Source organism: Ferruginibacter sp. (assembly GCF_028288465.1).
GTDB lineage: Bacteria > Bacteroidota > Bacteroidia > Chitinophagales > Chitinophagaceae > Ferruginibacter.
Map to the genome: position 1 here is coordinate 194,398 of NZ_JAQBNR010000053.1, position 14,964 is coordinate 209,361.

General features: G+C 44.0%; 5 protein-coding genes. 3 read left to right on the forward strand and 2 right to left on the reverse strand.

Translation table 11 applies throughout. From position 1 onward, the window contains the following. Positions 1-149: 149 nt before the first annotated feature. A complete protein-coding gene (locus JWR61_RS21010) occupies positions 150-2,468 on the reverse strand; it encodes a GH92 family glycosyl hydrolase (protein ID WP_301929671.1) in 2,319 nt (772 codons plus the stop codon). A 368-nt stretch (positions 2,469-2,836) separates the two neighbouring features. Between JWR61_RS21010 and JWR61_RS21015 the strand changes: the two genes are divergently transcribed. The 3 genes from JWR61_RS21015 (at position 2,837) to JWR61_RS21025 (ending at position 11,275) form a co-directional block, all read left to right on the forward strand. After that, positions 2,837-5,683, forward strand: coding sequence for a glycoside hydrolase family 97 catalytic domain-containing protein (locus JWR61_RS21015; RefSeq protein ID WP_301929672.1), 2,847 nt, complete (start codon positions 2,837-2,839; stop codon positions 5,681-5,683). A 42-nt stretch (positions 5,684-5,725) separates the two neighbouring features. Beyond that, positions 5,726-9,034 (forward strand): GH92 family glycosyl hydrolase, encoded by a 3,309-nt coding sequence (locus JWR61_RS21020; protein WP_301929673.1) that lies wholly within the window; start codon positions 5,726-5,728, stop codon positions 9,032-9,034. An 87-nt stretch (positions 9,035-9,121) separates the two neighbouring features. After that, complete coding sequence (locus JWR61_RS21025; RefSeq protein ID WP_301929674.1) at positions 9,122-11,275, forward strand: alpha-L-fucosidase; 2,154 nt, start codon at positions 9,122-9,124, stop codon at positions 11,273-11,275. A 101-nt stretch (positions 11,276-11,376) separates the two neighbouring features. On the opposite strand, the gene JWR61_RS21030 is transcribed toward JWR61_RS21025, so the two are convergent. Then, positions 11,377-14,841, reverse strand: coding sequence for a VCBS repeat-containing protein (locus JWR61_RS21030; RefSeq protein WP_301929675.1), 3,465 nt, complete (start codon positions 14,839-14,841; stop codon positions 11,377-11,379). Between the last annotated feature and the right edge of the window lie 123 nt (positions 14,842-14,964).

The window sequence follows — 14,964 nt, forward strand, 5'->3', positions numbered from 1 at the left end:
GTAAATTGATTTAAAATGGCTGTTTATTTACAAATTTTATCCATAACGCAAATGATAAATGTAAAATACCCGGCTTCATTTTGGATCGGTATCTTACCACACGGCGCTTTAACCTTTGCAACCGAAAACAACCACCTGTACTGCTGCCGTTATTCATTTTTACCCCAGTGCTCATTGGGCCTGTCGCCCATTTGCAATTGTAAAATGCCGCCTTTTGCAATAGCGGCATGCGTAATAAAACAGTAGGGCCAGGGCTTTCCGTTAAGTGTGGCGCTTTGAATGTATATGTTTTTCGGCGAATTATTGATGGCCTTTATGGTAAATGTTTTGCCGCTGGTGTACCGGGCATCCAGTTTAAAAGTTATGGTATTAAAAACCGGGCTGGTAATTTCATACCGCGAATTACCGGAAGCAACCGGGTAAATGCCGCTGGATGCCAATACGTACCAGGCCGACATCTGGCCAACGTCTTCATTGCCCACCAACCCTGCAACGCCATCGTGGTAAGCCCTCCGGCAAATTGCCCTGCTCCACTTTTGCGTTAGCCAGGGTGCCTGCAACCTGTTGAATAAAAAAGACACATGGTGCACCGGTTCGTTGGCATGATTGTAATAATCGTTCCAGGTCATACTTTCAGGCGTGTGTTCAAAAAAACTGGTTAGGTCTGCAATTACTTTTTTTGTGCCACCCATTAACTGCACCATACCTTTAATATCGTGCGGAACAAACCATCCCTGTTGATAGGGATTACTTTCTACTGAACCATAATCCTGCTGCAAACGGCCTGCTGGCGGCAAGGGTTCCCAGCTTCCATCTTTCATTTTTGGTCTGAACCAACCTGTAGCGGTATCAAAAATATTGCGGTAGCTCTGCGCCGCAAGCGTATACTTAATTTCATCATTCTTTTTACCCAAGGCTTTTGACAGGCCCGCCAGGCAACTTTCTGAAAACGCATATTCAAGCGTACCGGAAATACTATTGGATTCAGCAACATATCCTCTTTCACCATTGCCAAATTTGCCGGTGGTATTTACAGCATAAGCATATGCTTTGGCAATATCAAAATTACGGATGCCTTTTGCGTAGGCATCGGCAATTACTGGTATGGCCGGGTTACCAATCATACAATTGGTATAAGCATTTAACAACTCCCAGCGTTCCAGGTAATGCCTGCCGCTTTCGTCTGCCATTGTTACCAACGAATTGATCATGTCGTTTACCACCTCCGGATTTATGATATTCTGCAACGGCATCTGGCTCCTGAAAACATCCCATCCGCTAAAAATGGTGCGCTTGGTAAATTGTTGACCATGATGAACCAAATGATCGGCCCCCGTATAATTACCATTTACATCCTGCATAGACCGGGGATCAATCATGGTATGGTATAACGCAGTGTAGAATACTTTCTTTTCTTCATCAGTTCCGCCAATGATGTTGATTTTGCCAAGGGCATTATTCCAGCTGCCAATGGCATGGGCATGTACTTTATCAAAATTCCAGTCTTTTATTTCGGCGTTTACATTTGCTTTGGCACCTGCAATATTTGTAAATGAAATCCCGGCTTTCATCAATACCTGTTCTTTATCTGATGTGGCAAATTCTGTAAAAAAGCCAAGGTGCTTTCCTTCCTTTTCTTTTACCCCTTTCAATACAAGTGCTTCGGCTATGCGTTGCTGGTAGTAACTGGCTGAAACCGCCTCCCGGTGCCGGTTTGCTGTATCAGGGATATCAGCGCTCCATACGCCAAAATTTTTTAACGGCTTGCTGAAGCTTGCATAAAAGTATACGGTGTAATTGGCATTGCCTTCACCATCACCCCACCCTCCGCCATCGGGTGTGCATTGCATCCACCCTGCTATGGTGTAATCATCTACCACCTTTACATATTGCAGAGTAGAAGTGCCTCCTACCCTGCGGGCCAAATCAATCTGTATGCGTGATTGGCTGCTGGCAGGAAAAGTAAAACGCATGATGCCGGAATGCGGTGCTGCTGTTAATTCTGCTTGTATATTGTTGTCGGTTAGCTGCACACTGTAGTAACCAGCGGTAGCTTTTTCACTTTGTTTATTGTAGCCGGAACGATAGCCTGGTAAGGCATCGCCTTCTTTACCTGAATTTGTTTTCAACGGCCCAACTGCTGGCATCACTAAAAAATTACCCAGGTCGCCATACCAACCGATGCCACTCATTTGCGTAAATGCAAAACCTTCAATGCTGGTGTGTTCATAGCTATACCCCGAGCCGTTATCGCCACCGGTAATGGTATTGGGACTAAGCTGTACCAAACCGAAGGGCGTTGCTGCACCAGGGAAAGTTTTTCCTAACCCATGATAAATGCCGGCTTCACCCACATTGGTGCTGGCACCTATAAATGGGTCTACAAATTGGGCCGGATTAGCCGGCTGGCACTGTGCGGTTATTGCGGCAATTATTGTAATGCAAATAGCTGTTAGTTGTTTTTTCATTTTGCAGGTTGTGTTGCGTATTGACATGACGTCAACTTTATAAAGGTTGTTTTGTTTACCAGGCAAGATATTTAATATCAGTAATAACAAATTTAACATACGGTAAAAAAAATGCTTTCCTGTATACATCAAATTAAAACGAAATTAAACACAAGCGTTTGCGTATAACAGCCGCCTTAAGAGATGAGTATTAAACAGTAACTTGTTGCATCATCTTGCCCCACCCTACGAATGCTTTATCATTGGTTAAAACATACGCTTAATAACAACTATAGCACCCGTCAACAAATGAATATCACTGTAACAAACCTGGCGTTCATCCATTATAATAACAGCAAAGCAATCTGCAATAACAAGGTCTTTAAAATATGTTGAACAAATATCTTTTGGAGAAATCAAATCACCTGCGCCATTGCTTTTTTTACCTGGCTCCGCATTTAAAAAAACTGATAAATGGCTTGCTGGCAATGGCAGTGCTTGTGGTTATAACCAGTACAGGCTGCGGCAAAAAAAATGGTGCGGTTACCTTGCAGAGTCCGGATGGTAAAATAACAACTTCCATATTCGCAGATAGTACCGGAATGCTGATCTACACCGTTCATTACCGGGGCAAGACGGTTATTTTAAACTCAACCCTTGGCATTACCGTTAACCAAATCAATTTGGGTAAGGCTGTACAAATGAATGATCCTGTTTATTCATCCGTCAATGAAAAATATGCATCACAAGGTATACACGATACGGCTGTCAATCACTATAACCAGGTTATCATTCCCATTACCCATCAACAGAGCGGAATGCAGTACCAGCTGCACATAAAGGTATTTGATGATGGCATCGCTTATCGGTATGTGGTTCCGCAAAAAGGAACTGCCACTGTGCAAGGTGAAGCCAGTTCCTGGAAAATACCTGCCGGGTCAACGGTGTGGTACCAGGAAAATATTTTTTATTATGAGGGATTGTATTACGAAACACCGTTGTCAAAACTGGGTGTAAAAAAGCTTGGACCGCCACTCACCTACCAAACTACAGACAGTGTCTATGTAAGCATTACCGAAGCGGCTTTGTACAACTATAGCGGCATGTCGTTGCAATCAGACAATAGTGGAACCCTGCATGCTGCGTTTGTAAATGATTCCAGCGGATGGCAAATACAGGACACGATTGTAACGCCATGGCGTGTGGCTATTGTTAGTGATAACCTCAATGGGCTTGTAAATGCAGACATCATTCAAAACCTGAATCCTGCACCGGATAGTGCATTACAGCATGCCAGCTGGATAAAGCCCGGCAAAGCCGTTTGGTCGTATTTTATGCATGACAATGTTACCACCATGGCACTTGAAAAAATGTATATTGACAAAGCCGCCCTCTTGGGTTTTGAATACAATATGGTGGATGCCGGCTGGGAATCGAGCTGGCCGAATTGCATGGATTCATTGAAAGCATTGGTGCAATACGCCAGCAATAAAAAAGTTGGCGTCTGGGTTTGGAAAGCCTACACATCTCTAAAAGAAGATACCGTACGCCGTGCCTTTTTTGAGCAGATGCAGCATACCGGTGTAGCCGGAATAAAAATTGACTTTATTGACAGGGAAGGAATAGACCAGGTAAAGTTTTATGAAGCCGCATTAAAAGATGCCGCAAACAATCACCTGATGATTGACTTTCACGGTGCCAACAAACCAACCGGCTATAACCGCAGTTTTCCCAACGAACTTACCAGGGAAGCCGTGTATGGACAGGAATGGACCACCTTTAATCCGCAGGGGCCGATACACAATGCCATCCTGCCTTTTACCCGCATGCTGGCTGGGCCGGCGGATGCCACACCCGGTGTATTCGATAGTAAAAAAGCATATGGTACTTCACGTGCACACCAACTGGCCTTACAGGTTATTTTTAATTCTGTGTTAACCTGCTGGCCCGCCGATCCTGATGCATACCTGGCAAGCCCTGCCCTGCCCTTCATCAAAGCCATGCCTAGCGTGTGGGATGAAACCATTGTTTTGCCGCAAAGCAGTATCGGAAAAGTTGCAGCATTTGCCAGGCGAAAAGGCCGCGACTGGTACGTTGGAATCATCAATGCCGGCGATGAAAAACGCCTGACGCTGCCCTTGCAGTTTTTAGGCAAAGGCAATTTTAAAACCGCTGTGTTCCAGGATGATTTAATCAACCCTGATCAACTGTTGTATACGCAGACTGCTTATACAAATGATGACTCCGTGCTTGTTGTTATGAAGGCTTCCGGGGGATATACAGCCATGTTTAAAAGTGTTTCCGCCGGTGCAAAGGCATTGGGTATACATCCGGAGGGAGGTTATTTATTTGCACCTGCAGCAGTTACCATCCAGGCCAATCCCGCCGCTGAAATCCGGTACACCACCAACGGTACCGAACCAACTGCCCAATCCACTTTATACAGCCGGCCATTTGTAATTAACAAGAAGGCATTGATCAGGGCAACTGCTTTTAATAACGGCATGCAGACAGAAGCGACTGCGACTGCCCGGTTTCTTTTTGCACCCGCCCCCATCCTGTCTTCACCGGCAGGATTGTTTGTTGACCGCAAAACTATCTTTATCAAAACATCCAACGGCCAGGGAACCATTCATTATACATTGGATGGAACGCAGCCCGGAATCAACTCTCCTTTGTACAAAGATTCACTGGTACTAACGAGCAGCGCCTTGCTGAAAGTGACCACTTATTTTGCCTCGGGTATGAGCAGCGAAACTGCAACAGCAAGGTATACCAAACAATCCCCTGCAGCACCCGTAAGCAATACTTCTGCAGCTGCGGGATTATCGGCAACTGTTTATGAAGGACAGTGGAAACTGATGCCCGATTTTAAGCAACTCAGCAACGGCAAAACCAGTGTTGTAAGCGTACCTGATCTTAGCCTGCTCAGTACACCAAAAGAATATTATGCAGTACAGTTTTCCGGCTACATCAAAGTACCGGTTACAGGTGTGTATAGTTTTTATATTTTGTCAGATGATGGCTCGCAAATTTTTATAGACGATATACCCGTTGCTGACAACAATGGTTGCCACGGCGATCTTGAAAAATCGGGAGAAAAGGCATTGGCTGCCGGTTTGCATCGGTTTACGGCCAACTATTTTCAAAACGGATCGGGACAAAGTTTGCAAGTATTTATGAAAGCACCTGGCGGAGAAAAACAATTGATGGATGCTACTTTATTTGTTCACTAACAATTTTTATAGCACCCTTTTTAAGAGCATTGAAGCACCATAATGAAATTAAAAAATACCTTTTTTGCACCTGGATTGTTGAGCGTTTTTCTATGTTGCATTGATTACAATGTACATGCACAAAACAAACAACTGGCAGATTATGTTAACCCGCTGATTGGCACCGAAAAGTCGAGCCACCATACCGTTTGGGAGTCGAAGGGTGCCACATTTCCCGGCGTACTGCGGCCTTTTGGTATGGTTCAAATTACACCGGATGGTTACCTGTATTCTGATAAAAAAATCAAGCGTTTTAGTTTTATCAATCATGCCAGCGGATATTTTTCTACAGGCAGTTTCAACCTGATGCCTTTTGCTGGTGACAATACAGGAGCAGAAAAAATAGCCGCAGGTTTTGATCATGTGGATGAAATTGCCACGCCCTGTTTTTACCAGGTAAAGCTGAAAGAAACAGGTATTACAGCAGCGTTTGCAGCCACTGAAAGAACCGCTCTTTGCCAGTTTACTTTTTTACCAGCTACAGCAGCCCATCTGCGGTTATACGATATCAGCAACACAATAATTGTTGACAGCACCACCATCAAAGGCCGTTGCGGAAGATCTTATTTTATACTGCAATTCAGCAAACCTTTTAATTCAGTGGCCCCTTATCCGGGCAAGATTGAAAAGCAAACAGATACTACCGGCACTGAATTTCCCGGTTCCATCACCATCAATTATGCTGCAAAAGCAACCGAACCCATATTGGTAAAAATCGGCTTTTCAACCACTTCTTTTAAAGGCGTGGAAAACAACATTCAAGTGGAACAGCCCGGCTGGGATTTTGAACAAATCAAACTGCAATCAAAAAAAATCTGGAATCAAAAATTGGGTCAGATATCCATCACCACACCGGACGAAAACAGCAAGTCAGTTTTCTATACGGCCTTGTACCATTCGATGTTTATGCCTGCTGTTGAATCAGATGCCGGAGCAATAAAGAACAGTTATGGATCGCTGTTTCCCTGGGATACTTACCGTTGCAAGCATCCTTTATTTACCATGCTTGATCCCGACAGGGAAAGCGACATGGTTGCATCAGTATTGGCCGAATACGATAAGACGGGATGGTTACCCACCGACAATATGATGGGCAATCACAATACGGAACTAATACTCGATAGTTACATAAAAGGAGCTGCCCATTTTGACGTTGTAAAAGCAGCTGAAGCAATGAGCAGGAGCCTTACTGTGCCACCTTACGCCCGCCGGGAAATGAGTGATTTTGTGCAATACAAATATGTACCCGCTAACATTACCAACAGTGTAACACATTCGCTTGAATACGCTTATAATTGTTGGGCGGCTGCTAACTTTTTAGCAGTTACCGGCAATAAGCAACGTTATGCAAAGCAATACAACACACTGATTGAACAGGCAGGTTACTACAAAAACAGTTTTGACGCAGCCACTGGTTTTATGCGGGCTAAAACCAGCCTGGGTGAATGGAAGGATGGCGGTTATGCAGAAGGCACAGCCTGGACGTATTCCTGGTTTGCGCCACATGATGTGCAGGGATTGATTAACCTGATGGGCGGCGATACTTCGTTTGGCAACAAGCTTAGCCAATGTTTTGAAGAAGGGCATTATGTGCACGACAACGAGCCCCCCTTGCATTATGCATACCTGTTTAATTATTGCGGCCAGCCCTGGAAAGCACAGCAGTGGGCCCGGCAAATCACCGAAGGAAATTATTCCACTGATCCCGGTGGCTTGCCCGGAAACGATGACCTGGGCACCTTATCCAGCTGGTATGTTTTTAGCGCCATGGGGTTTTACCCGGTTACGCCCGGTACAAACCAGTACCAGCTGGGTAGTCCCATTTTTAAAGAAACAGTCATTCACCTTTCCAATGGTAAGGACTTTATTTTGAAAGCCAACAACGTGTCGCAGCAAAATAGGTACATCCAGTCAGCCACCTTGAACGGAATGCCGTTTAACCGGCCCTGGCTTACGCAGGAAGATATTGCAGCAGGTAAAATTTTAGCGCTTGAAATGGGGCCAACTCCAAATAAAACGTGGGGAATCAACAAGGTTGACAGGCCTTATTCAATGACCAAAGAAACTCCCCATTTTATTATTCAGCGTAGCGCCCTTTCAACCAGGGTTGTAAAAGCAAATACACCGGTGCAGCTGTCAGTAAACGTGCACAACAACAGCGCTGCCGCAGGTACTTTTTATGCGCCCGTTTACATCGATGGCAAACTATTTACTACCATTGCCAAGGTGATGGTGCCAGGTGAAAATGCCCATATTAAATCTACCATTACGCTCTATCAACAAGGTATACACCATATTGAAATTGCGGGAACAAAGGCTCTTAACCTGCAAGTTCAGCAAACACCACCGTTGTTTACTTACCGTAATCTTTCTTTTAACACTGCCCCGCTGTTGAAGCTGGATGACAGTATTACCATCACTGCAACGGTAAAAAATACGGGCAGTATTTCAGCACGTACACAGGTGAAACTTTTTGTAAATAAAACTGAAGCAGCGGCCAGGTCAATTACACTCGGGCCCGGCGAAGAACAACTCATCAGTTTTAATTATATCGCCACAAAACAAGGCATCAACAAAATCGGCATTGCATCTTTACAACCCTTATTGGTAAACGTGGTGGATCATTCCGCAGAAAAGAAATATAACTACTACGCCTTGGCTTCGCTAAAACCCTTGCTCATAATGGATTTCGATGAAGGCGCCGTCGGGAAGATTCATGATTTTTCGGGCCATAACAATGACGGCATCGTTAAAGGAAATGTACAATGGGTAGCAGGTGCTTTTGGAAAAGCCATCCAGACCAATGCCTACGCCGGAAATTATATTGAGTTCCCCGCCGCTTCTACGCTTGACAAAAACGGCAGGGATTTGCCATTGACAATGATGGCATGGATATACCCGGATGATGAACAAAATTTTTCCGACATCATTTCAAAGGGCGATTGGAACAGTTTGCAATTAAAGGGCAGCAACAGCTTTATCAATTTTTATGCAACCGGTTGGGAAGGGCACGAAGCCGCGGTAACAGTTCCTGCAAACTGGAATCATCACTGGCATCATGTGGCAGGTGTGGCAGATGGCATTTATTTTAAATTGTATGTGGATGGCAAACTGGTGGAATCAAAAAAGGGTGAACCGAGAAACCCAAAAGGCGAAACCGGCACTGCTGATTATTCCGGTAGTTTATGGAACATCGGCCGCAATGAAACTGCCACTGACAGGGTATTTCGTGGTTCCATTGATGATATAATGATTTTTAAAACCGCGTTAACCCCGCAGCAAATCATTGACGTGATGCTGCATAATTTTTAACCCGGCTGATGGAGTAAAGCCATATCTTAACCTTTGCGCATTGACCATTATAATATAAAAATTTAAAACCCAAATAGTATTAACACCATGACAAAGTACAAGCTCCCGAAAAAAATATCCGCCCTGCTGGTGATCATTTTGTACGCCGCACCATTGACTGCACAGTACCAGGCTAACTGGGAGTCGCTTGATAAACGTCCTGTTCCGCAATGGTTCAACAATGCAAGGTTTGGCATTTTTATCCACTGGGGTGTTTACTCGGTTCCGGGATATTGCAGCAAAGGCAACTATGCAGAATGGTACCAGAACACACTTACCGGCGGCGATAGTGCCACCACCAACTATCATCGGAAAAAATTTGGCGACCGCACTTATTATGATCTTGCTAAAGATTTTAAAGCAGAATTGTTTAACCCGGATGAATGGGCCAAAGTTTTTGAACAATCAGGCGCAAAATACATTGTGCTCACCTCGAAACATCATGATGGATATGCGCTGTGGCCAAGCAGGGAAGCAAGCCGCGACAGGGGCTTTGCATGGAATGCGGCAGAAGTAGGACCTCACAGGGATTTGCTTGGAGATCTTTTTAAAGCAGTGCGTAAAACCAGCGTGCGGGCAGGTATGTATTATTCGCTGTATGAGTGGTACAACCCGCTTTGGCTAAATGATAAACCGAAGTATGTAACGGAACACATGTGGCCACAAATGAAAGAGCTGGTAAATACCTATCAACCCGATGTAATTTTTACAGATGGCGAATGGGATGCGCCGGCCGAAACATGGAAAAGCCAGGAGTTTTTAGCGTGGTTGTACAACGAAAGTCCGGTGAAGGATAAAGTAGTTACCTACGATCGCTGGGGCAGCGGCATCCGTTTTAAACATGGTGCGGTGTACACACCGGAATACCAGCCCGACCTGGATGTGGAAGGCCATGCATGGGAAGAAAGCCGTGGTATGGGTTACAGCTACGGCTACAACCGGGAAGAGGATGCATGGGATTACAATTCCCCGCAAAGCCTGGTATTGCAGTTGATTGATAAAGCCAGCCGGGGTGGTAATTTCCTGCTGGATATTGGTCCTGATGAACATGGAAAAATACCACCCATTATGCAGGAACGTTTATTGCAAATTGGTGACTGGTTAAAAATAAATGGCGAAGCTATCTATGGCACTGAAAGATGGAAAACAGTTGCCCAATGGAGTGAAGGCAGAAGAGATTATACCAGCAAGAGTGGCGATATGCTGTTAAAAATCACCCTTGATCCTGATCCGGGCTTCGCCGTGAAGGAAGTTTTTTATACCTACAATGCGGACAAAAATGATTTGTACGCCATTCTTCCAAAATACCCCGGCAGTAAAAAAATAGTGTTGAAAAAACTGGAGATTCCGGCAGGAACGGAGATGACCTTTTTATCAACCAAAGAAAAACTGCAGTGGAAACAAGCAGGTGAAAACATCGAAATTGAGTTACCGGAATTTAATCCCGACAAGATAAAAAACACTGCTGCATACGCTATTAAAATTGCCGGCTTCGGACAATTTGCTTCAAAACCAGCCATTGATATTCATTACATAAAAGGCGCATTACAACCCACCGTTTCCATCACGGCAAAAAACAACAACAGCATTCGATACACGACAGACGGCAGCGAGCCCGTTGCCACATCGGCATTATACACAAAGCCTTTTGTACTGGATAAATCAGCTGAAATAAAAAGCGCTGCATTTGCCGAAGGTATGTTACCCGGCCCCATTGTTGCAAAACAGGCAACCCGTTATGAATGGATAAATGCAACAAAATTAAATGTACCAAAGCCGGGCATTGCCTATCAATATTTTGAACTCAATGGAAAGATTGACCTGAACTCAATCAACGTTGCAACGCCGGTAAAAACGGGCTTTACAAACGAAATATCTGATAAGGTAAAGCTGCGAAAAGATAAACTGGCACTGAGCTTTGACGGATTTATACAAGTCAGCAAAAGTGGTCTTTATACCTTCTCAACTTTTTCTGACGATGGTAGCAAGTTGTTTATTGACGGGGTTGAAATCGTGAACAACGACGGGGAACATGCTGCCATGGAAATGTTTGGCAAAGCGGCTTTAAAAAGTGGATTTCATTCTATCAAAGTAACCTACTTTGGCAATGGTGATGTAAACGAACTGAAAGTAAACTGGCAGCCGCCCGGTGGAAAAAATGAATTGATTCCAGGCTCGGTATTATTTCATCAAGAACAGTGATGTGGTGCGTGGGATTGATCCTGTTCGCTATTTATTCAACTCCCATCCTTAAGCCGGATGGGAGTTGAAATTTTATCTGCTGATGATATTATTGCGCTGCATCAATGATATTCAAAAAGTTTCAGCGAGTCATTGTTAATTGCCATCAATAAACCATTTTTATTGCGCGCCAATTTAATGTGGTGAACGCTTCTCACCTCTCCCATTAGCTGGTTGAATGCCGAAGGAATGGGCATTACTGGATTAAATACACCTTGCCCGTTGCCGAGGTCCAAAGCCAATGGCATAGCATCATACCGGCCTTCGAAAGGTGTGGTTCCAAAGAAATTTCCTCCTGCCAGCAGATCTTTTTTACCATCACCATTGTAGTCATTTACATCAAAAGAAAAAATTGGTGACCACTGAAATGCGGCAGGTAATTGCGTTGGTTTAAAATGCCCTTTGCCGTCATTTATCAACACCATGGAGGCCAATGTAGCTGCTTTAAAAATTGTTGCTCCCTGCAGCTTTTCACCAAACACTTCTTCCACCGTTTTGCCAGCCATTTCACCATACATTAAAAACTGTTTTTTTAAAAAGGGCAACTGCTTTTCAATGTCTTCTTTATTTAAAAAAGGATAGTATTTATAGCCCTTAGCTACTGCCAGTATCTGGTCGGCAGAACCAATACCACTCAGCGGCTTGCTGAACATTTGCAGCGGATAATCTTTGCTGGCTGTGAGCTTGCTGTTTAGGCCATAATTACCCAATAAAATATCATCCAGGCCATCGCCATCCAGGTCTGTAGTTTTTATGGCGCACCACCAGCCCGTTAAATTTGTATCGTTAGTGGTCAAGGTAGTTTTGATGAGCTTACCATGATTATTTTTAAATAAAGCCGGCGCCATCCATTCTCCTGCTACAACTAAATCAGGCCATCCATCTTTGTCAATATCAGTAAAGCTGGCGCTGGTAACCATTCCCAATTGCTGGAGTGTGGTTGTTATATCGCCCGTTGCGAAACTAAATTTCCCTTTGCCATCATTGATCAACAGGTAAGATACCGGCGTTTTACTATAATTCCTTGAGATGGATCTGCCACCAACGAAAAGGTCCAGGTCGCCATCGTGATCAACATCCGCGGCGATGGCAACAGATTTATTTTCTGACATCGCCGGCAGGTTATCTGCAAAACTGAAATGGCCTTTTCCATCATTCAGGTAAAGCCTGTCATTCAACAGCGGTGTAATGCCGGAATAAATATTGCCGCCGCTTACCACGTATAAATCAGGATCACCGTCATTGTCCGCATCAAAAAAAAGCGCGTCTGTTTCTTCGCAGGCTTTGTCGTTTACAAACGCTGTACTATCTGCCGAAACTTTAAAGTCGCCATTTTTTTGTTGTAAAAAAAGTTCGCCTGCCTGGCCTTTTGCACCACATACAAAAAAGTCTTCCAACCCATCTTTGTTTACATCTGCAATAGCCGTTTTGGGGCCTTGTGTTGACAGCTCGTGTGGAATAAACCACTGGTCATTAAAATCAACATAATCATCTTCTGTATGTTTAAAATTGCTGCCAAGGTTAGCCGTAATATCAGTAAACAATTCGGGCGATGCTGTATGTAATATGTGGTTGATGAACATTACGCAGTTAGCGATACTATCGGTGTGTTGCACATTGTAAACAACCGTTGTCTTTTTATCAATTGTAATATTGTTGATCACCTGGTACCTGTTATCCGGCCATATGATGACCATGCTGTCAACCCGGTTATTACTACCCAACCCAAAATTAAGCTGGGTTTCGCCACAACTCATAAAACCTTTTACAGGCTGCACTTCCTTAAACATCGCCTGTTGCTGATTAAAAAGAAAAACTTTGGCGCCAACCGCAAAATAGTTGGGCGATTTACCCCTTAGCTGAACACTTACATAGTGTGCATCGGGTTTCTTTTCACGGGTATTGTTTTTATAAATACCGGCGGGTTCGTTCATGTTATTGGTCACCAGGTCAAGGTCGCCATCACCATCCAGGTCGGCATACGCAGCGCCCTGGGAAAGCGTGGCATTTTCAAAACCCCAGGCTGCTGATTGATCTGTAAATTTTAAATTATCCGTTCCTTCAAAAATATAATTGTGCCATGCGCCGGGCGGCAGGTGTTTTAGTATTTCTTTATCATGCTCCCTAACACCTGTAGTGGAATGATCATGGGATAAAGAGGAAATGAATTTGATATAATCCAAATCGTTGGGCCTGTTTTTTATTCCGTTCGAAACAAAAATATCTGCCTTACCATCCAGGTTATAATCGGCTATCAAGGGGCTCCAGCTCCAGTCTGTTGCCGCCACGCCACTGAACAATGCGATGTCTGCAAACTTCATTCCGCGGCCAATATTTAGTTGCAGGCAATTGCGTGCATATTGGTTGGCATAGCCAAATTTGCGCTGGTAATTATAAATATCAAGTGCATCATCACCCAGCGAAGATTTCAACACTTTTTCATCCCCGGGCAACATATCGGCAGTCATCACATCCGGCCATCCATCATTGTTGATGTCTGCAATATCATTCCCCATCGAAAATTTTGATTCATGGCCAAAAGCCGCTTTGTTCATCTCTTTAAAAGTTCCGTTGCCCTGGTTTACATAATAATAATCGTTCTCATGAAAATCGTTGCTTACATAAATATCATCAAAACCGTCCTGGTTAACATCGGCTACCGCAACGCCCAATCCATATCCCAGCGCACTGCTGATGATACCCGAACCTTTTGTTACATTGGTAAAGTGGTCACCATCATTCCGGAATAATTTACCGCCGCTTACTTCGCTGTATTTATCCCTGAGTGCAATGGTTCCATAAGCAGCGGTTTGATGCGTGGAATGCTGTAACTGAAACATATCCAGGTCGCCATCTTTGTCGTAATCAAAAAAAACCGCCTGGGTATTATAACCTTGTATGTCCAACCCCCATTTGGCGGCACTTTCCGTAAATGTATTGTTGTGGTTGTTAATGAACAACTGGTTGCGGGAGTTTTTAAAATAGGTGTATGCTGCACCATTGTTGTCATTGGGGTTATGATTGGACACGGTGGAAATGTAGATATCCAAAAAGCCATCGCCGTTTACATCGGCCATGGTTACTCCGGTTGTCCAGTCTGCTTTTCCTGCAACGCCGGCACTTTGCGTAATGTCTTCAAATTTAAAATTGCCTTTATTTAAAAATAATTTATTGCCACTGGTATTGGCTGCAAAATAAATATCCGGTAAGCCATCATTGTTGATATCCGCTACTGCAACGCCAGCGCCGTTGTAATAATAGAGGTAATCGATAATGCTCAAACTGTCGGTATCAATATTGGGGTTTTCGAAATTTATACCGGTTACTGCAGATTCCAGTTTTGTAAACAAGGTGTCCTTTGGAACGGGGTGTGTACAGCTGCTCCACACCAATATTGAAAACAAACAAGAGTATGTCGCTAAGGTTAGCGTCATCAGCCGCACTGGAAATATTTGTCGCATTTTAAATGCTTTTTCTGCTATTGGTTTTACCATTTCAACACTGTCATTGTTTGTATGCTTTATCATTTTTACACCTGCAAAAGATAGCAGTAATTAGTTACATCCTGCCCGGCTCTACGCTATTTAATTTTTAAAAGAAACCCAAACAAGCCTGCACAAAAAAGAGCAGCAACCGAAGTTGCTACTCTT

What these genes read in the sequence shown, in the direction of transcription:
- JWR61_RS21010 (WP_301929671.1), bottom strand. Translation starts at nt 2,468, where the DNA reads ATGAAAAAACAACTAACAGCTATTTGCATTACAATAATTGCCGCAATA.
- JWR61_RS21020 (WP_301929673.1), top strand. Translation starts at nt 5,726, where the DNA reads ATGAAATTAAAAAATACCTTTTTTGCACCTGGATTGTTGAGCGTTTTT.
- JWR61_RS21030 (WP_301929675.1), bottom strand. Translation starts at nt 14,841, where the DNA reads ATGATAAAGCATACAAACAATGACAGTGTTGAAATGGTAAAACCAATA.
- JWR61_RS21015 (WP_301929672.1), top strand. Translation starts at nt 2,837, where the DNA reads ATGTTGAACAAATATCTTTTGGAGAAATCAAATCACCTGCGCCATTGC.
- JWR61_RS21025 (WP_301929674.1), top strand. Translation starts at nt 9,122, where the DNA reads ATGACAAAGTACAAGCTCCCGAAAAAAATATCCGCCCTGCTGGTGATC.